At 67.9% G+C, this 22,156-nt stretch carries 16 protein-coding genes and 1 pseudogene; 8 read left to right on the top strand and 9 right to left on the bottom strand.

Annotation, left to right across the window (positions count from 1 at the left end):
- Nucleotides 1-96: 96 nt before the first annotated feature.
- Nucleotides 97-984, top strand: a complete 888-nt coding sequence (locus AC6IW9_RS00895; protein WP_497767982.1) for a DUF2865 domain-containing protein — start codon at nucleotides 97-99, stop codon at nucleotides 982-984.
- A gap of 6 nt (nucleotides 985-990) precedes the next feature.
- Here the strand turns inward: AC6IW9_RS00895 and AC6IW9_RS00900 are convergent, their stop codons facing one another.
- Entirely contained in the window at nucleotides 991-3,198 is a 2,208-nt protein-coding gene (locus AC6IW9_RS00900) for a ComEC/Rec2 family competence protein (RefSeq protein WP_497767985.1), read from the bottom strand.
- Between the two features lie 876 nt (nucleotides 3,199-4,074).
- Between AC6IW9_RS00900 and uvrA the strand changes: the two genes are divergently transcribed.
- Nucleotides 4,075-7,089, top strand: a complete 3,015-nt coding sequence (uvrA, locus tag AC6IW9_RS00905; RefSeq protein WP_497767988.1) for an excinuclease ABC subunit UvrA — start codon at nucleotides 4,075-4,077, stop codon at nucleotides 7,087-7,089.
- Between the two features lie 5 nt (nucleotides 7,090-7,094).
- On the opposite strand, the gene AC6IW9_RS00910 is transcribed toward uvrA, so the two are convergent.
- The 3 genes from AC6IW9_RS00910 to clpS all read right to left on the bottom strand — a co-directional run bounded on the left by AC6IW9_RS00910 (nucleotide 7,095) and on the right by clpS (nucleotide 11,288).
- The gene (locus AC6IW9_RS00910) at nucleotides 7,095-8,219 is read right to left on the bottom strand and encodes a glycosyltransferase (protein ID WP_497767991.1); all 1,125 of its coding nucleotides are present in this window, start codon (nucleotides 8,217-8,219) and stop codon (nucleotides 7,095-7,097) included.
- A gap of 168 nt (nucleotides 8,220-8,387) precedes the next feature.
- Entirely contained in the window at nucleotides 8,388-10,859 is a 2,472-nt protein-coding gene (gene clpA, locus AC6IW9_RS00915; protein WP_497767994.1) for an ATP-dependent Clp protease ATP-binding subunit ClpA, read from the bottom strand.
- A gap of 15 nt (nucleotides 10,860-10,874) precedes the next feature.
- Complete coding sequence (gene clpS, locus AC6IW9_RS00920; protein ID WP_497772587.1) at nucleotides 10,875-11,288, bottom strand: ATP-dependent Clp protease adapter ClpS; 414 nt, start codon at nucleotides 11,286-11,288, stop codon at nucleotides 10,875-10,877.
- Between the two features lie 396 nt (nucleotides 11,289-11,684).
- Here clpS and AC6IW9_RS00925 point away from each other — a divergent pair, with 396 nt between their 5' ends.
- Both AC6IW9_RS00925 and AC6IW9_RS00930 read left to right on the top strand, forming a co-directional pair.
- Nucleotides 11,685-11,972, top strand: coding sequence for a hypothetical protein (locus AC6IW9_RS00925; protein ID WP_497767997.1), 288 nt, complete (start codon nucleotides 11,685-11,687; stop codon nucleotides 11,970-11,972).
- Nucleotides 11,973-12,220: 248 nt separating this feature from the next.
- Nucleotides 12,221-13,630, top strand: coding sequence for a DEAD/DEAH box helicase (locus tag AC6IW9_RS00930; RefSeq protein ID WP_497767999.1), 1,410 nt, complete (start codon nucleotides 12,221-12,223; stop codon nucleotides 13,628-13,630).
- A 7-nt stretch (nucleotides 13,631-13,637) separates the two neighbouring features.
- Here the strand turns inward: AC6IW9_RS00930 and AC6IW9_RS00935 are convergent, their stop codons facing one another.
- Nucleotides 13,638-13,922, bottom strand: a complete 285-nt coding sequence (locus AC6IW9_RS00935; RefSeq protein WP_497768002.1) for a (2Fe-2S) ferredoxin domain-containing protein — start codon at nucleotides 13,920-13,922, stop codon at nucleotides 13,638-13,640.
- A 279-nt stretch (nucleotides 13,923-14,201) separates the two neighbouring features.
- On the opposite strand from AC6IW9_RS00935, the gene AC6IW9_RS00940 reads away from it, so the two are divergent.
- The 3 genes from AC6IW9_RS00940 (at nucleotide 14,202) to AC6IW9_RS00950 (ending at nucleotide 16,391) form a co-directional block, all read left to right on the top strand.
- Nucleotides 14,202-14,378 (top strand): hypothetical protein, encoded by a 177-nt coding sequence (locus AC6IW9_RS00940; protein ID WP_497768004.1) that lies wholly within the window; start codon nucleotides 14,202-14,204, stop codon nucleotides 14,376-14,378.
- Between the two features lie 113 nt (nucleotides 14,379-14,491).
- Nucleotides 14,492-14,722, top strand: coding sequence for a hypothetical protein (locus AC6IW9_RS00945; RefSeq protein ID WP_497768007.1), 231 nt, complete (start codon nucleotides 14,492-14,494; stop codon nucleotides 14,720-14,722).
- Nucleotides 14,723-14,810: 88 nt separating this feature from the next.
- Entirely contained in the window at nucleotides 14,811-16,391 is a 1,581-nt protein-coding gene (locus AC6IW9_RS00950) for an OpgD/OpgG family glucan biosynthesis protein (RefSeq protein WP_497768010.1), read from the top strand.
- Between the two features lie 32 nt (nucleotides 16,392-16,423).
- Here AC6IW9_RS00950 and AC6IW9_RS00955 read toward each other — a convergent pair whose 3' ends face one another.
- The 3 genes and pseudogenes from AC6IW9_RS00955 to AC6IW9_RS00965 all read right to left on the bottom strand — a co-directional run bounded on the left by AC6IW9_RS00955 (nucleotide 16,424) and on the right by AC6IW9_RS00965 (nucleotide 20,230).
- Nucleotides 16,424-17,203, bottom strand: coding sequence for a class I SAM-dependent methyltransferase (locus AC6IW9_RS00955; protein ID WP_497772588.1), 780 nt, complete (start codon nucleotides 17,201-17,203; stop codon nucleotides 16,424-16,426).
- Between the two features lie 63 nt (nucleotides 17,204-17,266).
- Nucleotides 17,267-18,535: pseudogene (gene purD, locus AC6IW9_RS00960) on the bottom strand (phosphoribosylamine--glycine ligase); the annotation flags it as partial.
- Nucleotides 18,536-18,643: 108 nt separating this feature from the next.
- Complete coding sequence (locus tag AC6IW9_RS00965; protein WP_497768013.1) at nucleotides 18,644-20,230, bottom strand: CYTH and CHAD domain-containing protein; 1,587 nt, start codon at nucleotides 20,228-20,230, stop codon at nucleotides 18,644-18,646.
- Between the two features lie 222 nt (nucleotides 20,231-20,452).
- Between AC6IW9_RS00965 and AC6IW9_RS00970 the strand changes: the two genes are divergently transcribed.
- The gene (locus AC6IW9_RS00970) at nucleotides 20,453-21,283 is read left to right on the top strand and encodes a nickel/cobalt efflux transporter (RefSeq protein ID WP_497768016.1); all 831 of its coding nucleotides are present in this window, start codon (nucleotides 20,453-20,455) and stop codon (nucleotides 21,281-21,283) included.
- On the opposite strand, the gene AC6IW9_RS00975 is transcribed toward AC6IW9_RS00970, so the two are convergent.
- A complete protein-coding gene (locus AC6IW9_RS00975) occupies nucleotides 21,256-22,152 on the bottom strand; it encodes an SDR family oxidoreductase (protein ID WP_497768019.1) in 897 nt (298 codons plus the stop codon). The two genes, AC6IW9_RS00970 and AC6IW9_RS00975, sit on opposite strands and share 28 nt — an antisense overlap.
- Nucleotides 22,153-22,156 lie beyond the last annotated feature (4 nt).

Here is a 22,156-nt window from a genome sequence, read left to right on the forward strand (position 1 = left end):
GCCCCTCGCCCGGGTTGCCGAACGCCGGGCTGCGCCATGTATGAGGGGGTCCTGGCCCAGGCGCATCCGCCCGGGTGCGTCAGCGTAGGTTGAGTCATGCGTTCGCGTTCGTTCCGAGCGCCGGCCGGTCCCGGCCGGCGCGGCATGGTCTTCGTCGCCGCCCTCGTCCTCGCCGCGATTTGCGCCGCCGCCGGCTTCTCCGCCTCCGACGCGCTCGCCCAAGGCTTCTTCCGGGACCTGTTCGGCTCCTTTCCGGAGCAGCGCTATGACCGGCCGCATGCGCGCGAAACTCGCGCGCGCCATGTGCGGCGCGGGCGGAGCGCGCCGGCGGCCGCGGTTCCTCGCGCCGAGGCGCCGCGTCCGCGCCGCGCTTCGTCCGAGCCGCAGGACCGCGGCGGCGCCGTCGACCAGCAGCCGGGCGGGCTCCAATCCTATTGCGTGCGCGATTGCGACGGCTATTTCTTCCCGGTCGGCGTCTATACGGGATCCGCCGACACGGCGAGCCATCAGCGCGCCTGCAGCAGCCTCTGCCCCGGCGCGCACACGACGCTGTTCGTTCTGCGGTCGGGCTCCGACAAGATCGAGGAGGCCGTCGCCGCGCGCGGCCGCGGCTCCTATTCGCGCTTCGCCGCCTCGCTGCGCCGGCGCGGCGAGGCGGAGAAGGACAAGAGCTGCTCCTGCCAGTCCGAGACGACGGAATCGCCGACCAGCGCGCTCTATCGGGATCCGACGCTTCGCCGCGGCGACGCGGTGATGACCAATCGCGGCGTCGAGGTGTTCCACGGCGGCAGGCGCTATCCCTATACGGCGAGCGATTTCCGGCCATTGTCGCAGACGCGCGACGTGCCGGAGGCCACGCGCCGCAAGCTCGCCGCGCTCGATCGCGCCTCCATGCGCGGACGCGCCGTCGAGCGCCGCGCCGCCCGTCCGCCGGGCGAGCATCGCAGCCAGAGCGGACGCGACGGACGGCGGCCGCGTCACTGAGATCTTCTATTCGATCCGCGCATCCTCCTCGGCGGGCGCCGCCGTCTCCCGCGCGGGCCGTCGAGCGGGAGCCTTCGACCACGGCCGGTCCTCGTTCGGTCCGCGCGCCAGGCGCCAGACGACGTCCCCCGCCTCGAAGCGCAGCGCGACGGCGCCGGTCTCGGCGAGCCTGCGGCGATCGAGGACGATCGCCGCGCCGCAGCCCGCGGGCGCGTCGAAGGGCGCGATCACGATCTGCGCGCGGGCGCAGTCCTCGACCAGCGCGCGACGGTCGGAGACCAGAGCGACCATGCGGCCGTCGATCGTCTTCGCCACACAGCCCAATTCGTCGCAGGAGACGCCCCGCGCATCGGCCGGCGCGCGCGGATCGGCGTCGGCGCGCAGCCATTGCTCGCCGATGAAGGAGAGCTTTCCGCGCCCGAGCAGCGCGAGCTCGCCGCTCGGCCGCCGCACCGCCGCCGCCTCGCCCGACGGCGCGACGGCCATGTCGAAGCCCTCGCCATTGGCCGCGCCATAGAGGCCGATCGCCGCAAAGGGGATGGCCGTCGCACGCAGCAGCCGGCTGCGCCAGATCACCAGCGACAGCACGGCGAGCGCCAGAAACACGATCGCGAATGGCGCGAAGCTCCGCACCGGCAGGCTGGCGCCGGGCGCGGCGGCGATGAGCCCCGCGATGCGCGTGACGAGATCGATGCCGAAGCCGAGGTAGATCCAGATCGGCGCGTCGAGCCCGAGCGGATAGAGCATCGCGCCGACGAGCGCCGCCGGCACGGCGAAGAATTCGATGATGGCGAGCGTCAGCGGATTGCCGATCAGCACATAGGGGCTGAGCTCGTGAAAATTCCCCGCCATGAAGGAGGCCGTCGCCGATGTCGCGCAGAAGGTCGCGAACAGCGGCGCGCCCGGCCCCCGCAGCAGCAGCTCCGACAGAGTCTCGCGCCATGGCTCCGCGCGCGGACGCGCCGCCGAAACCGGCGGCTCGCGCCGCGGCGCGATCATCGCGCCGCGCGCCTCATAGACGGCGACGAGCGCCGCCACCGCCGCGAAGGAGAGCTGAAAGCTCGCGCCCAGCAGCGCCTCGGGCTCGAAGGCGACGACGAAAAACACCGCGAAGGCGAGATTGCGCATCGACAGCGACGGCCGATCGAACAAGACGGCGATCAGCATCACCGAAGTCATCACCAGCGCGCGCTCCGTGCCGACGCGCGAGCCGGTGGCGAGATCGTAGAACACGGCGCCGAGGATCGCGAGCGCGGCCGACCATTTCTTGATCGGATAATTCAGAGCCAGAGTGCGCGAGAGCGCCAGCAGGCGCCTGAAGCCGACGAAGAAGATGCCGGCGACGAGAGTCATCTGCACGCCGGATATGGTGATGATGTGGAAGATGCCGGCGCGGCGGATCAGCTCTTTCGCCTCCTCGCTCAGAAAATCGCGCTTGCCCGTCACCATCGCCGCGGCGATGGCGCCCGTGTCGCCGCCGAGGCCGTTGTAGACGCGCCGCGCGAGGTCGTTGCGCAGACGGTCGATCGCGGCGAAAATTCGCAGCGACGGCGGCGGCGGATCGGGCGGCGGCAGGACCTCGACGCGGCCGAGCGCATTGCCGACGCCCCCCAGCCCGGCGAAATAAGCGTCGCGGGCGAAATCATAGCCGCCGGGGAGCGCCGCATGCGCGGGCGGCAGCACGCGCGCCTTCAGCGCGATGAAATCGCCGGCGGCGAATTTCGGATCGCCGCGCGTGGTCAGCCGCACGCGCTTCGGCCGCGCGTCGCCGGGCAGGCCTTCGGCGCTCTCGACGCGCAGAATGAAGCGCGCGCCGGCGCGGCGCGGATCGAGCTCCTCGACGAAGCCGGTGAGAAAGCCGACGCCGGCGCGCGAAACGATGGGCGCATCCACGCGCGCGGCGCGCCAGACGGCCGAGAAGAATCCGCCCGAGACGCAAGCGAGGACGAGACACAGCGCGCGCGCCGCGCGATGGCCGCGCAGAACGAGGGCGAGCGCGGCGAAGACGGCGAAGGCGCCCGCCGAGACGGCGAAGGAGGGTTCGCGGTCGGCGGCGAAATAGAGCAGCGCGCCGGCGCCGGCCGCGACCGGCAGCCACAGAAACGGACGCCGCAGGGCGATTTCCCGCTCGACCGCCGCGCGAAAGGCGTCGACGAGCGCGGCGCGCGCGCCGGAGAGCAGCGGCAGCGCCGCTCCCCTCGCCCGCTCGGCCACGTCCGCCGCTCTCGCGCCCCGACCCGCCACCGAGCCTCCGTCCGCATGAACGCGTATTCGAATGGCCGCATGCTAGACCGATCGCCGCGGCCGGGCGAGCGCCGCCTCCTCCCGAGGCGCTTTTTGCCCGCGGGCAACCTGCAACGCCGGAACGGCGAGCACGACGCCGATGATGATCATCATGAGCGCCGCGGGCTCATATCTTGAAGGAAAGGACGCTGCTCCCTTCTCCCACTCGTGGGAGAAGGTGGCCCCCGCGAAGCGGGGTCGGATGAGGGCCGACGACGGACAGCAATCTCGAATTATTTCCAGCATATCACGAACCGCAGTCCCCTCATCCGACCCGACTTCGTCGCGCTCCCTTGACATTTTCGGATTTTATTCCTACATTCCTCCCGCTTCCGCCGCATGGGGCGGCGCCCGAAGGGTCGGGCGGCGTCGGCGGGGCACGGTTCGCGAGGACGGGAGGCGACCCTCTCCCGCCCCCTCGCGACGCCACGCCGCCGGCGTCGGTCTTCCTTCGTGCGGAAGCCTCGCGAAAGCGAGGCGCGGACCGGGCCGAATATCCGAGGGTGGCGCGGGGATAGACTACCCGAAAGGGGAAAACAACCCTGGCCCCGGAGGCGGCGAACAGAAAAGGCGGCCGTGGTCCGGAACGCTCGAGGCTCCGACCAACCTTCCCTTTTCCGCGGCCGAAACGGCGCCGCGGCGTTCCGGACCTCCCATATCCCGCGCCGGAGACGGCGGCGGGGACGTCGGCGCGCGACCCTGTGGATTACTGCGGCGCAGCATGGCATGAACGGCGGGAGGGCGTAAGATCGCGGGGACCCGGGAAAATGGGCGCATTCCGCCCGCCGCTCCAGCTTGGTTGCGCACATGCGAAGCTCGAAGAAATCCGCTGCAGAGACTGTTCTCGACGATCTGTTCGACGGCAAGGTCATCGCCATTCGCGGCGCGCGCGAGCACAATCTCAAGAATGTCGATCTCGTCATTCCGCGCGACAAGCTCGTCGTCTTCACCGGCCTCTCGGGCTCGGGGAAATCCTCGCTCGCCTTCGACACGATCTATGCCGAAGGACAGCGCCGCTATGTCGAATCGCTCTCCGCCTATGCGCGGCAATTTCTGGAGATGATGCAGAAGCCCGACGTCGATCAGATCGACGGGCTCTCGCCGGCCATCTCCATCGAGCAGAAGACGACCTCGAAGAACCCGCGCTCCACCGTCGGCACGGTGACGGAGATTCACGATTATATGCGCTTGCTGTGGGCGCGCGCCGGCATTCCCTATTCGCCGGCGACGGGATTGCCGATCGAGAGCCAGACCGTCTCGCAAATGGTCGATCGCGTGCTGGCGCTGCCGCAGGGAAGCAGGCTCTATCTGCTCGCGCCCGTCGTGCGCGGCCGCAAGGGCGAATATAAAAAAGAGATCGCCGAATATACGAAGCGCGGCTTTCAGCGCCTGAAGATCGACGGCGTCTATCACGAGATCGCCGACACGCCGCCGCTCGACAAGAAATCGAAGCACGACATCGACATCGTCGTCGACCGCATCGTCGTGCGTTCCGATATCGGCGCGCGTCTTTCCGATAGTTTCGAGACGGCGCTGGAGCTCGCGAATGGACTGGCGGTCGTCGAATTCGCGGACCGGCAGTCGACTATCGCCAGTGACGCGCCGAATGTTCCGGCCGCTTACGCCTCGACGCATTATGCGCCCGATCATATCGTCTTCTCCTCCAAATTCGCCTGCCCCGTTTCCGGCTTCACCATTCCGGAGATCGAGCCGCGGCTCTTCTCGTTCAACAATCCCTTCGGCGCCTGTCCCGTCTGCAGCGGCCTCGGACAAGAGCAGATGATCGATCCCGATCTCGTCGTTCCCGACCCGAAGCTGTCGTTGCGCAAAGGCGCGATCGCGCCCTGGGCGAAGTCGTCGTCGCCCTATTATGCGCAGGCGCTGGAGTCGCTCGGGCGGCATTACAAATTCCGGCTCGACACGCCTTTCGAGAAGCTCGACAGGAAAGTGCGCGACGTGCTGCTGCACGGCTCGGGCGACGAGGAGATCCGCTTTTCCTATGACGATGGTGCGCGCGCCTATGATGTGAAGAAGCCGTTCGAGGGCGTCGTCGGCAATCTGCAGCGCCGCTTCCTCGAGACCGACAGCGAATGGGCGCGCGAGGAGATCGGCCGCTATATGTCGGCGGAGCCGTGCAAGGCCTGCCTCGGCTATCGGCTGAAGCCCGAGGCGCTGGCGGTGAAGATCGACGGCCGGCACATCGGCGAAGTGTCCGACCTCTCGGTGCGCGCCGCCCTCGACTGGTTCCGCGCCCTGCCGGAAAAGCTCGACGCCAAGCGCAACGAGATCGCCCACCGCATATTGAAGGAGATTCGCGAGCGCTTGACCTTCCTCGTCGATGTCGGCCTCGATTATCTCACCCTCGCGCGCGCCTCCGGCACTTTGTCCGGCGGCGAGAGCCAGCGCATTCGCCTCGCCTCGCAGATCGGCTCGGGCCTCACCGGCGTGCTCTATGTGCTCGACGAGCCGTCGATCGGCCTGCATCAGCGCGACAACGACCGTCTGCTCGATACGCTGCGGCGGCTGCGCGATCTCGGCAACAGCGTCATCGTCGTCGAGCATGACGAGGACGCGATCTTGTCCGCCGATTATGTCGTCGACGTCGGTCCCGGCGCCGGCGTGCATGGCGGCGAGATCGTCTCCAAGGGCGCGCCGCAGGAGATCATGGACGATCCCAATTCGCTCACCGGCCAATATCTGACCGGCGCGCGACAAGTGACTCTGCGCCATGCGCTGCGCAAACCCGATCCCGGACGCTGGCTGAAGATCGCCGGCGCGCGCGGCAATAATCTGAAGAATGTCGAGGCGAAGATTCCGCTCGGCCTGTTCACGGCGGTCACCGGCGTCTCGGGCGGCGGCAAGTCGACGCTCGTCATCGAGACGCTCTACAAGGCCGTGGCACGACGCCTCAACGGCGCCCATGAGCATCCGGCGCCCTTCGACGAGATCGAGGGGCTCGAGCATATCGACAAGATCATCGATATCGATCAATCGCCGATCGGCCGCACGCCGCGCTCCAATCCGGCGACCTATACGGGCGCCTTCACGCCGATCCGCGAATGGTTCGCCGGCCTGCCGGAGGCCAAGGCGCGCGGCTATGCGCCGGGGCGTTTCTCGTTCAATGTGAAGGGCGGCCGCTGCGAAGCCTGTCAGGGCGACGGCGTCATCAAGATCGAGATGCACTTCCTGCCCGACGTCTATGTCACTTGCGACGTGTGCAAGGGCGAGCGCTACGACCGCGAGACGCTCGAGGTGAAATATCGCGAGAAGTCGATCGCCGACGTGCTCGACATGACGGTCGAGGAGGCGGCGGATCTGTTCAAGGCGGTGCCGGCGATCCGCGAGAAGATGGAGACGCTGAAGCGCGTCGGCCTCGATTACATTCGCGTCGGCCAGCAGGCGACGACGCTCTCGGGCGGCGAGGCGCAACGTGTAAAACTCGCCAAGGAACTGGCGCGCCGCTCGACCGGGCGCACGCTTTATATTCTCGACGAGCCGACGACGGGCCTGCATTTCCACGACGTCGCGAAATTGCTCGAGGTGCTGCACGAGCTCGTCGATCAGGGCAATAGCGTCGTGGTCATCGAGCATAATCTCGAGGTGATCAAGACGGCCGATTGGATCATCGATCTCGGGCCCGAGGGCGGCGACGGCGGCGGCGAGATCGTCGCCTCGGGGCCGCCTGCGGCGATCGTCGCCGAGCCGCGCAGCCATACGGGGCGCTATCTCGCGGAGGTGCTGAAGCGCCGCCCGCCGCGCGCGGAGAAGGCGAAAGAGGCGCCGGCGCCACGCCGCAAGCGCGCCGCCGCGCAGGAGCAGTGATGCCGCTAGCGCGCTTCGGCGACGAGACTCTCGTAGAGCGCGCGCGTGCGCCGCGCCGTCTCGGCGAAGTCGAAGCGCCGCGCATGGGCGACGCACCGCTCGGCCATGCGCGCGCGCGCCTCGGCGTCGAGCGCCACGAGCTTCAGCACGCCGGCGGCGATGTCGCGCGCGTCGAAGCCCGTCACATATCCGGTCTCGCCCTCGATCGCCGCCTCCTGCGCGACGCCGACGGGCGGCGTGACAATCGGAACGCCGGCGGCGAGCGCCTCCGGAAAAATCAGGCCGTAGGATTCGTAATCGCTGGCGCAGACGAGGCAATCGAATCCCGGCATCAGCGCGCGCGCGTCGCGCTCTCCGACGAGACGGGCGCGATCGGCGACGCCGCGGCGATCGATATGGCCTTGCAGCTCGTCGCGCAGCGGCCCGTCGCCGACGACGACGAAACGCGCGCGCGGCTCGGCCGCCGCGACCCGCGCGAACACATCGGCGAGCCGCTCGGGATTCTTCTGCGGCACGAGGCGGCCGACAAAACCGACGAGGAAGACGCCCTCCTCCGCCTGCAGCGCGCTCCGCGCCTGGTCACGGTTCGTATGAAAGGAGAGATCGACGCCCATCGGCACGAGGCGCAGGCGGGAGGCGGATATGCGCAGAAAGCGGCAGGCGTGTTCGAGCTCCTGCTGCGAGCCCACGATGATCGCGTCGCAGAACCAGCTCGCCAGCCATTCGATGACGCCATAGATCGCCGGCGAATCCAGCGCCATGGTGATGAAGGCGTGCGGCGTATAGACCTGCACGACGCCCGGCAGAAAGAGTCCGGCCATGCGCGCGAGGGCGCCGGCCTTGGAGCTGTGCGAAGCGACGATATCGAAGGGACCGCGCGCGCGCAGAAGGCGCATCAGCCTCCAAGCCGCCGTGACGTCCCTCCAGCCGACGCGCCGCTGCATGTCGAGCGGATGGAGGTCGACACGCCCGCGCAGCGCCTCGAGCGACTGCAGAAAGCGCGGCTCGGCGCGAACGGGAGAGTAGATCAATGTCTGATCGTCGCCCGCCGTGAGTCCAGCGCGCAGCAGATCGAGGACGACCTGGGCGCTCCCACCGCTCGCGGATTCGATGACGTGACAGATTCGCATCGCAGAAGAGGTCGGACCGGCTCGGCGCAAGGTGACGCGACGCCTCGCGCCTCTCGCGCAAAGAGCGACGGTTTCACTCTAGATACTAGATACAGGATGGTTAACAGAAAGTATGAAAAAGGCGGCCCCGTGAAGGGCCGCCTCGTCGGATCCGCAGCCGCCGCCGGCTCAATTCTTGAGCGGCGTCTCGGGCACGCTGCGCGGGCGCGAACCTTCGCTCTTCTCCGGCGCGGCCGCTTCGGGGTCCTTCGACTTGCGCGCGCGGCGCGGCTCGCCGTCGGCGCTCGCGCGCTTCTTGCCGGCCTCGATGATGTCGCGCTCGGGACGCGGCAGCACGGGCCCCTCGGGGAAGACGAAGCCGAGCGTCTTGGCGCCGCTCTCGTCGGTCACCACCACGACGCGCACGGCGCCGCCATTCTTCAACCGGCCGAACAGAACCTCGTCGGCGAGCGGAGTCTTGATGTGCTGGTGAATGACGCGCGCCATCGGCCGCGCGCCCATCGCCTGGTCGTAGCCGTGCTCGACCAGCCAGGCGCGCGCCTCGTCGGTGAGCTCGATCGTCACATTGCGGTCGGCGAGCTGCGCCTCGAGCTGCATGACGAATTTGTCGACCACGCGGGCAATCACCTCCTCCGGCAGATGGCCGAAGGACACGATCGCGTCGAGACGATTGCGGAACTCCGGCGCGAACAGCCGGTTGATCGCCTCGTTGTGATCCGACGGATTGACCTTGGAGCGCGTGAATCCGATCGGCGTGCGCGCGAGATCGGCGGCGCCCGCATTGGTCGTCATGATGAGGATGACGTTGCGGAAGTCGATCTGCTTGCCGTTGTGATCGGTGAGCTTTCCGTGATCCATCACCTGCAGCAGGATGTTGTAGAGATCGGGATGCGCCTTCTCGATCTCGTCGAGCAGCAGCACGCAATGCGGATGCTGGTCGATGCTATCGGTGAGGAGGCCGCCCTGGTCGAAGCCGACATAGCCGGGCGGCGCGCCGATCAGACGGCTGACCGTGTGACGCTCCATATATTCGGACATGTCGAAGCGCACGAGCTCGATGCCGAGCGAGGTCGCGAGCTGGCGCGCCGCCTCCGTCTTGCCGACGCCGGTCGGGCCGGAGAACAGATAGCAGCCGATCGGCTTCTCGGGATCGCGCAGGCCGGCGCGGGCGAGCTTGATCGCCGAGGTCAGCGCCGTGATCGCCTTCTCCTGTCCATAGACGACGCGCTTCAAGGTCTCGTCGAGATGGGCGAGCACCTCGGCGTCGTCCTTGGAGACGGTCTTGGGCGGAATGCGCGCCATGGTCGAGATCGTCGTCTCGATCTCCTTCAGGCCGATCGTCTTCTTGCGCTTCGATTCGGGCAGCAGCATCTGCGCGGCACCGGTCTCGTCGATGACGTCGATCGCCTTGTCCGGCAGCTTGCGGTCATGAATGTAGCGCGCCGACAATTCCACCGCCGCCTTCACCGCCTCGGTGGTGTAGCGGATCTTGTGGAACTCCTCGAAATAGGGCTTCAGCCCCTTCATGATCTCGATCGCGTCCGGGATCGACGGCTCGTTGACGTCGATCTTCTGGAAGCGGCGCACCAGCGCGCGGTCCTTCTCGAAATATTGGCGGTATTCCTTGTAGGTCGTCGAGCCGATGCAGCGCAGCGTGCCCTGCGCCAGCGCCGGCTTCAGAAGGTTGGAGGCGTCCATCGCGCCGCCGGACGTGGCTCCGGCGCCGATCACCGTATGGATTTCGTCGATGAAGAGAATCGCGTTCTTGTGATTCTCGATCTCCTTGATGACCTGCTTCAGCCGCTCCTCGAAATCGCCGCGGTAGCGCGTGCCGGCGAGCAGCGTGCCCATGTCGAGCGCGAACACGGTCGCGGTCGACAGCACGTCCGGCACCTCGTTCTGCACGATCTTGCGGGCGAGGCCTTCGGCGATGGCGGTCTTGCCGACGCCCGGATCGCCGACGAGCAGGGGATTGTTCTTCTGCCGACGGCACAGCACCTGAATGGTGCGGAGCACCTCGGCCTCGCGGCCGATGAGCGGATCGATGCGACCATCGCGCGCCTTGCGATTGAGGTTCACGCAATAGGCTTCGAGCGCTCCTTCCTTCTTGCGCGGCTCGCCCTCGCGCGCCTCGCGCGCGTCGCCGCGCTCCGCCTCGTCCTCGACGCCGCGCGGCGTGCGCGAGGAGTCGGCGAGGCCCGGCCGCTTGGCGATGCCGTGGCTGATGTAATTGACCGCGTCATAGCGCGTCATGTCCTGCTCCTGCAGGAAATAGACGGCGTGGCTCTCGCGCTCGGCGAACAGCGCGACCAGCACATTGGCGCCGTTCACATCCTCGCGGCCGGAGGACTGCACGCTGATGATGGCGCGCTGCACGACGCGCTGGAAGCCGGCGGTCGGCTTGCAGTCGCCTGCCGATTCATTGACCAGATTGTCCAGTTCGCGGTCGATGTAGTCGCGCAGATTCTTGCCCAGAAGATCGAGATCGACCGAGCACGCGCGCAACACCGCGGCCGCGTCGGTGTCGTCGATGAGGCTGAGCAGGAGATGCTCGAGCGTCGCATATTCGTGATGACGCTCCCTGGCCGAGGCGAGGGCGCGATCGAGAGACTGCTTGAGGTTGCGCGAGAATGTCGGCATCGTTCTGGTCCGCCCTCATTTCTTTTCCATGATGCACTGCAGCGGGTGCTGATGCTTGCGCGCATAGTCCATCACTTGCGTCACCTTGGTCTCGGCGACCTCGTAGGTGTAGACCCCGCATTCGCCGACGCCGTGATTATGCACGTGCAGCATGATGCGTGTCGCCTCTTCCAGGGACTTGTTGAAATATTTGCGCAGCACGATCACCACGAACTCCTGGGTCGTGTAATCGTCGTTGAGCAGGAGGACGCGGTACATGTTCGGACGCCGCGTCTGGGTTCTGGTGCGGGTGATCAGCGCCGTGCCGGCGCCGCCCGAGCCGCCGTCGCCGCCGCCGGTCCTGCGAGGCTCCTTGCCGGCGCGAGCCGGCGCGCCGCGCCGCTTCGCGCGGGGCGGAACAGGGCTGTCGGGCGAAAATTCATCGATCACTGTCACCTCGGCCTTCCTTTTTCCCCTTTCCGATGAATGGCCCTCGACAGGCCCGCCGAACGAGTTCGTAGCATTCTCCGTACCGTCCGGGTTCGGCCGGCGATCGCGCGGAGGGCGAAGCGGGGACCTGATGAGTTTTCTTTCTCGAAGGGGCATTGGCAAGACCCAAAAGCGGAACGACGGAAAAAATCGGGGAGTTCCTCCCGGCCGGAAGGGCCGTCGACAAATCACGAGGGAGATAATGTGTCCTCGGCGCGGAACAAGTGAGGACGGCCGCGTCGCGCCGCGAGGCTTTCCAATCCGTTTCGAAGCCCGGCTGCCGCTCGGGCGCGCCCCGTCAACGCGTCCTTAACCTGAAAGCGCCAATCTCGAGCGCAGCTGGAATGCGAGGCGATCGTGTCGACGACCCCCAAATTTCTTCGTGACGAGGCGGGCTCCCTGGTCGAGAGAGTCGCGCTCTATTCCGCTCTGCTGGCGCTCGCGAGCGTGCTCGGCGCCGATTTTCTGTCGTCAAAGTTACAAAAAGGCGAGCTTCCCGCCATCGCCCTCCTGCCTCCCGACAAGCGTCCGGCCGGGCCGCGGGATATCCGCGGGGTGGGCGTCGACATGACGGCGACCGCCTCGATCCCGTCCGCCGAGCGCGGCGCCGCTCCCGTTTCGCCCTGCGAGAAGGGCCATAAATGAGCCGTTCCGCCGGCTCCGGCCGCGCCGGATCGGCAAAGGGCGGGCGCCGGCGGCGTCAAATTCATTGACTTTGAGCCCGTTCGGCTCCAAGCATGGCGCACGTCTTGCTCTCGGGTCGCCCGAGCAGAGCGTCAGCGGAACATTCGGTCGTCGAGTTGCGACGAAGCCGCTCGAGCGATACGCGCGCCCCGTCGCGGCCCGCGCGCGTTACACCGAAGTCACCAAAATCGCCGCGACCAGGACCATTGATGACATTCGACGAACTCGGCCTTTCGCAGAAGGTCCTCGCGGCCGTGGCGGCTTCGGGCTATACGCAGCCGACGCCCATTCAGGAGCAGGCGATTCCCCCTGCCCTGCAAGGACGCGACATTCTGGGCATCGCCCAGACCGGAACGGGCAAGACGGCGGCCTTCGTGCTGCCGATGCTCTGCCGCCTCGAGCAAGGCCGCGCCCGCGCGCGCATGCCGCGCACACTCATCCTCGAGCCGACGCGCGAGCTCGCCGCCCAGGTCGAGGCGAGCTTCGCCAAATACGGCGCGAATCACAAGCTCAATGTCGCGCTGCTGATCGGCGGCGTCGCCTTCGGCGACCAGGAGGCCAAGATCATGCGCGGCGCCGATGTGCTGATCGCGACGCCCGGCCGCCTGCTCGACTTCTTCGACCGCGGCAGGCTGCTGCTCACCAATATAGAGATCCTGGTCATCGACGAGGCCGACCGCATGCTCGACATGGGATTCATTCCCGATATCGAGCGCATCTGCAAGCTCGTGCCCTTCACGCGACAGACCTTGTTCTTCTCGGCGACCATGCCGCCCGAGATCACGCGGCTGACCGAGGCGTTCCTCCATAATCCGGTGCGGATCGAGGTGGCGCGCGCCTCCACCACGGCGGCGACCATCCGCCAGGCGCTGGTCGCGACCCACGGCCACGCCGAGAAGCGCGAGACGCTCCGCCGCCTGCTGCGCGACGTGGACAACCTCAAGAACGCGATCATTTTCTGCAACCGCAAGCGCGACGTCGCGATCCTGCATCGCTCGCTCGACAAGCACGGCTTCTCCGCCGGAGCGCTGCACGGGGACATGGACCAGCTCGCCCGCATGGCGTCGCTCGACGCCTTCAAGAACGGCGAGGTGACCTTCCTCGTCTGCTCGGACGTGGCGGCGCGCGGGCTCGACATTCCCGACGTGAGTCATGTGTTCAATTTCGACGTGCCGACCCACAGCGAGGATTATGTCCATCGCATCGGCCGCACGGGCCGCGCCGGCCGCTCCGGCACGGCCTTCACCCTCGTCACCGGCGAGGACCGCAAATATCTCGACCAGATCGAGACGCTGATCGGCAAGAAGATCGATTGGGAAGGGCCCGGCCTCGACGAGTTGCCGCCCGCGGAGGAGGCGCCGCGCCCGGCGCGCGGCCGCGCCGGCGAAAGATCGCGGCGCCCCACCGTCGCCGAGCGCGCCGAGCCGCCGGCCCGCGCCCGCCCGCGGCGTCCCTCCGACGCGGATGCGCGGCCGCCGACCTATGGCGATCGCCGCGATCGCCGGACGCCGCGACCGCGGGAGGACGACGGACCGCCGGTGATCGGTCTCGGCGACCATATTCCGTCCTTCCTGCTGCGCCCCGTGGTGCTGAAGCCTGCCAAGGTCGGAGAGGAATAGCCGGCGCTCACGCCGTCAGCGCGCGGGCGACGATCGCCAGGAGCTCGTCGATCCGGGGATTGGAGAAGACGTCGCCCGAGGGTTCGACGCGCGCTACCGGCTCGCGCGTGCAATGCCGCAGACAGTCGCGCGTCGAGAGGGAGACGCGCCCGGCGGCCAGATCGTCGGCGAAAGCCGCGTTCAGCGCGGCCCGGAGCGCCGCGAGCAACGCCTCGCCGCCGCCCTCGGCGTCGCAGCGCGGGCCGAGGCAGACGAGCAACCGCACGAGCGGCGGCGCGGCGCTCGCATCCATGCTTCCATTCTCCCTTTGCGATCCTCTGGCGCTTGTAGAGCGCGGGCGGCGGCGCGTCCATTTTTCTGGCCGCTGGAATCGATTTTTCGCGCTTTGGCGCCGGGCGAGAGCAATTTATGGTGTGGCGCGGCAATAAAGGCCATGAGCGTCCGGAGCGGAATATCCGCGGCGACCGCGTCCTGGTAAGGAGAGACGAGGGATCGCCGGACCGTCGCGCCCAGCTCCATGACCCCATGGACAGGCGGCGTGACGAGACCCGATCGGAAAGGAGTCTTCGGGGTGGAATTGTCGGCAACAGCGCTGGCTTTCGCGGGCGTCGGCGCGCTGATCGGCGCCTATGTGGGAAGCGCATTGGGCTTCAGCGTGGCGATCGCGGGAACCGTGGTCGGCGCGATCGGCGGCTGGAGCGTCGGATCGGCGATCATCAGATCGCGCCGCGCCCAAGAAAAAGAGTGAGACGCAGCCGTGCGTGCGAGACGAATGCGTCCCCTCGCGCCGCCACGCTTGCGCCGTTCCGATCGATCGTATAGCACCTCTGCATAGACGATGAGCGCGGAGTCCCCCGTCGCATGAGCAAGAAGCCTCTGAACCTCGTGCATCTGTCCACGCTGGTCGCCGTGGCGATCCTCGTCGGCACGGAGCTGGTCCTCGCCTCCTGGGCGGCGGGCTGGGCGCTCGGCGGCCTCTTTCAGCTCGATCCGGCGATCAGCCGCGGGATCGAGATCGTCTTCGCGCTCGCCGGATTCGTCGGCCTGTATTTCTTCATGCGCACCGCAGTCCGCCACGAGCCGATTCGCTGATCGCCCGCATCTCTTGACCGACCATCGGCCGGACGGCGGCCTTCACGGCGCTCGCCCGCACTCTTCGGCCTTCGTGAGGATCGATCGAATGACCGAGAAGATGGATCGCCGCTCCTTCCTCGAGGCCGCGGCGGCGACGACCGCCTTTCCCGCGCTCGGCGCCGCCGAGGCGAAGGCCGCGCCCCCGCCCGGCAAGCTGCAGTTCGGCCCCGCCGAGCCCTTTACCTTCGAGCGGCTGAAGGAGACCGCCCGCCGGCGCGTCGCCGAACCCTATCATCCGCCCTTGCAGCCAGATCCCGAGATCACGGGCAAGATCGACTACGAGGCCTGGGGCAAGATCCATTACGACACCGATTACGCGCTGAGGATCGGCCCCGGCCGCTATCCGGTCGAATTCTTCCACCTCGGCATGTTCTTCCGCAAATCGGTGCGGATGTACAAGGTCGAGAACGGCGAGGCGCGCGAGATCTTCTACAGCCCGACCTATTTCGAGATGCCCGCCGATTCGGTCGCCCATCAGCTGCCGAAGGGCGCGGGCTTCGCGGGCTTCCGCATCCAGGAGCCGGTCGACGGCCCGCTCGACTGGCGCAAGAACGACTGGGCGGCTTTCCTCGGCGCCTCTTATTTCCGCGCGATCGGCGCCCTGCGCCAATATGGGCTCTCGGCGCGCGGCGTCGCGCTCGACACCTGGCAGGCGGGACGATCGGAAGAATTTCCCGACTTCACCAATGTCTATATCGGCCCCGAGACCGCGGACGGATTGCACCTCCATCTGCTGCTCGAGGGTCCGTCGATCGTCGGCGCCTTCCGCATCGTCGCCAAGCGCGACGGCGCGGTGACCATGGATGTGGACTGCGCGCTGCATCTGCGCGGCCACTTCATCCGCTTCGGCGTCGCGCCGCTCACCTCCATGTTCTGGTTCTCGGAGACCGTGAAGCCGACCGCGATCGACTGGCGGCCGGAGGTGCATGATTCCGACGGGCTCTCCATGTGGACCGGCGCCGGCGAGCGTCTGTGGCGCCCTCTCAACAATCCCTCACGGGTGATGGCCTCCGCCTTCGGCGACGAAAATCCGAAAGGCTTCGGGCTGATGCAGCGCGACCGCAATTTCGACCATTATCTCGACGGCGTGTTCTACGACCGCCGCCCGAGCGTCTGGATCGAGCCGAAGGGCAATTGGGGCAAGGGCGCGGTGCAACTCGTCGAGATTCCGACCGACGACGAGATCCACGACAATATCGTCGCCATGTGGGTCCCGCAGACGCCGGCGGTCGCGGGCTCCTCCTTCGAATTCTCCTATCGGCTGCATTGGCTCGCCGACGAGCCCTATCCGACGCCGCTCGCCCGCTGCGTCGCGACCAGGCTCGGCAATGGCGGCCAGCCGGGCAAGCCGCGCCCCAAGGGCGTGCGCAAATTCATGGTGGAATTTCTCGGCGGCCCGCTCGAGAAGCTGCCCTTCGGCGTGAAACCCGAGGCCGTCCTCTGGGCCTCGCGCGGGACTTTTTCTTATGTCTTCACCGAGGCTGTGTCGGATGGCGTGCCCGGCCATTGGCGCGCGCAATTCGATCTGACGGTCGACGGTCCCGAGCCGGTGGAGATGCGCCTCTTCCTGCGCAATGGGGACGAGGTTCTGTCGGAGAACTGGCTCTACCAATACCATCCGTTCTGACCCGCCTCCCGCCGTTGCGGCAAGGGAAATCGTCACGGCTGTCCCTCTCGCGGGAACACGACGCGGGTGACGGCGGGAAGGCGCTCGCGCGCCCAGGGCAGCTGCGACAGCCAGCCGAAGATGAGCCCGCGCCATCCGCGATAGAGCCGATAGTCGAAGGTTTCGACCTGCTCGACGCCGGCCCATTCGCGCAGCGTCGGCGCGATCTCGCTGCGGTCGATCCCCCAGGGCATGGGCGGGACGGTGAAATTCGGCCCGGGATTATATCCTTCGAGCGTGCGCTTCGAGAGCCATCGCGGAACATGGTCGAAGCAGAAACGCGCGCCGGGAAAACGTTTCGCCATATCCGCGATCAGCGACGCCACCTCCTGCGGCGGAAGATACATGAGCAGCCCTTGGGCCGTGATGTAGACGGGCCGTCCCGGCGGAGCCTCGTCGAACCAGCGGCGGTCGAGCGCGCTCGTCGCGACATGGCGATGCGTCTCGTCGGGCGCGATGAAGCGCTCACGGATGGCGATCGATTCGGGGAGATCGACGGTGATCCACAGCGCGCCTTCGCCGCCGACGCGGTAGCGATGTGTCTCCAGGCCTTCGCCGAGATTGACGATGACGCCGTCCGGATGCGCGGCGAGAAAGGCGCGCAGCTCCTCGTCGAAGACGACGGCGCGCGCGGCGTGCGACGGCTCCGCCTTTCCGAAGCTGCCTTCGTAGTCGTAGTCGAGCGCGCGATAGATCGCGAGCGTCTTCGGATCCGTCAGCACGCCGTCCGCCCGCATCGCTTCGCCCGCGCGATTGTGCAAGGTCCACAGCATGGTTTCCGGCACGCCGGTCAGATTCGGAGCGATCTTGCCGGAGCCCGCGCGATCTCGCGCCGCTTCGCGCGCCACGGCCCGCCAGCCGATGTCGCGGCGGCAGAAGCCCTCCGGCCAGTCGATCGCGTCGACGGCTCTGTAGGCGAGGCGTTGCGCCTCGCTCACCGTATCCGCGAGAGCGGTGATATTCAGCACGCGGCCGCCGGCGGCGAGGAGACGCGCGCCGTCGCGGCGCGCGCCCGCATGGGTGACGACGACATCCACAATGGCGGATGCGCGTTCGACGCCGCGAATCTCCGTTCCGGCGAGCGGCGCTCCCGGATAGCCCTGCGCCGCCAGCACCACGGTGAGCGCGACGCGCGGCGAGAAGCGGGGCCTCTGCTCCGGGAGCGCGCCCTGCGCGGCGGCGATCATCAGAGCGAGGAGATCGTCCTCGAGACGCGGCAGCATCGCCTGCGTCTCCGGATCGCCGAAACGCACATTGAACTCGATGAGCTTCGGCCCGTCGCTCGTCAGCATCAGACCGGCGAACAGCACGCCCTGAAACGGCGCGCCGAGCTCGCGCATCGCCGCGAGCGTCGGCTCGACGATGCGGCTCATGATCTGCGCTTCGACCTCCTTCGTCACCGCCGGCGCCGGCGAATAGGCGCCCATGCCGCCGGTGTTGGGGCCCGTGTCCCCCTCGCCGACACGCTTGTGATCCTGCGCCGAGGCGAAGGGAAGCGCGCGCGTCCCGTCGCAGAGCGCGAAGAAGGAAACCTCTTCGCCTTCGAGCTTCTCCTCGATCACGACTTCGGCGCCCGATCGGCCGAAAGCGCCGGAGAACATCGCGTCGACGGCGCGCTCGGCCTCCGCGAGCGTCTCGGCGACGACGACGCCCTTGCCCGCGGCGAGCCCATCCGCCTTGACGACGATCGGCGCGCCTTTCGCGCGAATATGGGCGAGCGCCGCATCCTCGTCCGAGAAGCGTGCGTAATCGGCGGTCGGTATCGCATGGGCGCGGCAGAGATCCTTGACGAAGCCCTTGGAGCCTTCGAGCCGCGCCGCCGCCTTCGACGGCCCGAACACGGCGACGCCCGCCGCGCGCAGCGCATCGGCGAGGCCGTCGACGAGCGGCTGCTCGGGCCCGACGACGACGAGGCCGATCTCCTTCTCCGCGCAAAAGCGCACGACCCCTTCATGATCGGCCGCGTCGAGCGCGACGATCTCGCCGAGCTCGGCCATTCCCGTATTTCCGGGCGCCATGAACAGGCGTCTGAGCCGAGGGCTGGGCGCCAGCGCCATCGCGATCGCATGCTCGCGCCCGCCGGAGCCGATGAGGAGAACATTCATGAGTCATGTCCCGGAAAGAAAGAGCCTATCGCTGAATAGGACGTCGCGCGCCGCCGTGAAAGCGCCCATCGCGACCGACGCGTCCGGGAGCGCGAGACGTGCCGCGCGTCACCGCCAGAACGGCTCGAGCTTCTTCAGCGATTTCTCGATTCGGCGCCAGTCGCCCGCGCAGGCCTCCTGCGCATGCGCGCACCAGCCGATGGCGAAGGCGCTCGCCGGCGCCGCCGCTCGCCGCTCCTCGCCGATCCGGCGCAGCAGATCGGCGGCGACAGCCATATCGTTGGCGGCGCCGAGCGCGTCCTGCAGCGCCGCCGACCGCCGCAGATATTTGCGCGCGCGCGAGGGCGCGTCGAACAGCGACTCGAAGAATTCGCCGGCGTAGCGCGCCTTTTTGAAAGCGATGCGCGCCTCGTGACGCTGCGTCGGCGTGAGCTCGGCGAGGCTGCGAGACTTCTTCATCGCCTTGCGATGCAGACGCTCGAGCGAGCGGATCGCAAAGGCGCGCGCCGAGCCCGGAGCGGCGGGATCGATCACGGGCGCGCCGTCGGCTTCGGCCGGGCGCCAGTCGCGCGCGGCGAGAGTCGCGCGCAGATCGAGCACGAATTGCGTCGTCTCGGGCGCCGCGATCAGCGCCTGCGCCGCCGCATGACGCTCCGCCCTGCGGCATTCGACGGCGTCGAGCAGCGCATAGAAGCTCGGCTCGCCATTCGCCTGCGCGAGCGCGCCGTCGGCGAGCATGTCCTTCAGCACGTCGAGATTGCGCGCCTCGCCCAAAGTCGCGGCAATGTCTTTTGCGCGCGCGCCGGCGCGCTCCAGCCCCTCGCCGGCGACGCCGCGGCGCAGCAGGCCGACGCCGGCGCGCAGGCGCCTGAGCGCCACGCGCAGCTGGTGGATGGCCTCCTCCGGCGCCGGCGAATGCGCGAGCGCGGGCCAATTGGCGAGGAAGTGGTCGAGACAGGACCCGGCCATTGCGACGACGGCCTCGTCGAGCGAGGCCTTTGGATCGAGCGTCACACGACGCGCTTTGACCGAGCGAATCTCCTGTCCCGCCGCCTCGCGCAGCGCCTGCTCGGCCGCGCTCATCGGCAGGCAGCGCAGCGGCGCGCGGCGCGACAGCTCCGCGGCGAGCCGCCACAAGCGCGGCTCCTCGCCCGCGACGAGCCGCAGCTCGATCTCGTGGAAGGGCGCGCGTCTTCCACAATATTCGAGGAAGCCGTCGTCGAAGCGGACGGCGAGGCGCGCGTCGGACTGCTCGATCATCCATTCGCGGCGTTCGGTCTCGGCGACGCAGCGCGCCTCGAGCGGCCGATCGGCGATCTGTCGCCGCAATTCCTCAGAGAAGCCGAGCAATTTGCCGACGTCGAGCGACGGCACACGCAATTCGATCGAGCTGCGCGCGCCGCCGCCGGCCAGGCGGCTCCAGCTCAGCTCGACGAAGGAGGCGCCGCGCATCTCATAGCCGCGCAGCAGAATGTCCTGCTTGCCGAGATCGTTGATGGCGGTGTCGAAGATGATGGAGCGCAGGCGCCGCGCGGGGCGTGCGGCCGCGCCGAGCGACAGGCAATCGCTGCGCATGGCCGCGTTCATGCCGGCGCGGTCGACGCCGAAGCGCACATGAGGTCTGTCGTTCCGACGCGCACGCGAGCCGCGCGCTGCGTTCGGCGCGGGCGCGTTGGAGGCGGACAGGCGATCCATGATAACCGTGGGGGCCTCTTCGGCAGGACGGAGGGAAGTGTCGGCCGCCTCGGCGCGCGGGTCAAGAGACGCCGACGCGGACACTTTAGCACGCTTCCGGAAAATCGTCAGTTATCATTAACTTCGATTTCCCCGGCGGCGCGGGGCGCGGGGCTCTTACGCGGGCGCGCGAAAGCCGATATATGCCGGGCGCGGGCGCGGGCGCGGAGATTTGGCGGGTGAATGGCGAACATAGCGGATCTCTTTCGTGACGGCGCGGCCAATGCGTGGCTGTTCGCGCCGACTGCAGTGGCGCTCGGCGCGCTGCACGGGCTGGAGCCGGGCCATTCCAAGACGATGATGGCCGCCTTCATCGTCGCCGTGCGCGGCACGGTGGCGCAGGCCGTGCTGCTCGGCCTCGCCGCCACGGTCTCGCATACCGCGATCGTATGGCTGGTGGCGCTGACCGGACTCTATTTCGGCTCGTATTGGAACACAGAGGCGAACGAGCCTTATCTGCAGATCGTCTCCGGCGTCCTCATACTGGCGGTCGCGGCGTGGATGGCGTGGCGGACCTGGGCGGACCATTCGCATCATGATCATGACCATGCTCACGGCCACGACCGTCGCCATCACGACGATCATGAGCATGACGATGGCCATTCGCATGACGCGCTGCTCGCGCTCGACGACGAGGAGCTCGGCGCTCACGAGCGCGCCCATGCCGAGGAGATCGAGCGGCGTTTCGCCAACCGCCATGTGACGACCGGGCAGATCGTGCTGTTCGGCCTGACCGGCGGGCTCATTCCCTGTCCGGCCTCGATCACCGTTCTGCTGCTGTGCCTGCAGCTCGGCCAGATGGCGCTCGGCGCCGCGCTGGTGCTCGCCTTCAGCATCGGCCTCGCGCTGACCATGATCGCCGTCGGCGTCGCGGCGGCGATCGGCGTGCGCCACGCCTCGGCGCGCTTCTCCGGCTTTCGGGAGATCGCCGCCAGGGCTCCCTATTTCTCCGGCGCGCTGGTCTCGCTCGTCGGCCTCTATACGCTCTATTCGGGCTTCGCCGCGCTCGCCTGAGGGGGCGCGAAGGAGAGAGCGCGCACGCCACGAGTGATCGGCGCGTCGAGGAAGAAGTCCAATATGGCGTCGACTTTCGGATCGACCGCATATTTCGCGAAATCCGTCTCGCCTTCCTCCGTCAGCACATTCACGTCGATGAAGAAATTGCCGGTGCAGGCGCGCGAGTCGCGCGTCAGGATCGCATGGGCGGCCTCGGCGACGATCTCGGGCTTGCGCGCGCAGCGTAGCGCCTCTTCTCCGCCGAGGAGATTGCCGACCGCCGCCGTGGCGATCGCCGTCTCCGGCCACAGCGAATTGACGGCGATCCCTTTGCGCGCGAGATCGCGCGCGAGGCCGAGCGTGACGAGGCTCATGCCATATTTCGCCATCGTATAAGCGAGATTGGGGGCGAACCAGCGCGGATCGAGATCGAGCGGCGGCGACAGCGTGAGAATATGCGGGTTCGAAGCCTTCTCGAGATGCGGCAGAGCGAGCCTGGCGCAGAGGAAAGTCCCGCGCGCATTGATCTGATGCATCAGATCGAAGCGCTTCATCTCGAGCGTTTCGATCCCGCGCAGATCGATGGCGCTGGCGTTGTTGACGAGAATGTCGAGTGCGCCGAACACGCCGACCGTCTTCTCGATCGCGTCCTCGACCTGCGCGTCGAAGCGGATGTCGCAGGGCAGCGCCAGCGCGCGTCCGCCCGCCGCCTCGATCTCCGCCGCGGCGGTGAACACAGTGCCCGGAATTTTCGGGTTGTCCGTCACGCTCTTGGCGGCGACGGCGACATTGGCGCCGTCACGCGCAGCGCGCAGCGCGATGGCGAGACCGATGCCGCGACTGGCGCCGGTGATGAACAGGGTCTTGCCGGCCAGCGATCCCGCCATGACG

The organism is Methylosinus sp. shoA, assembly GCF_059718125.1.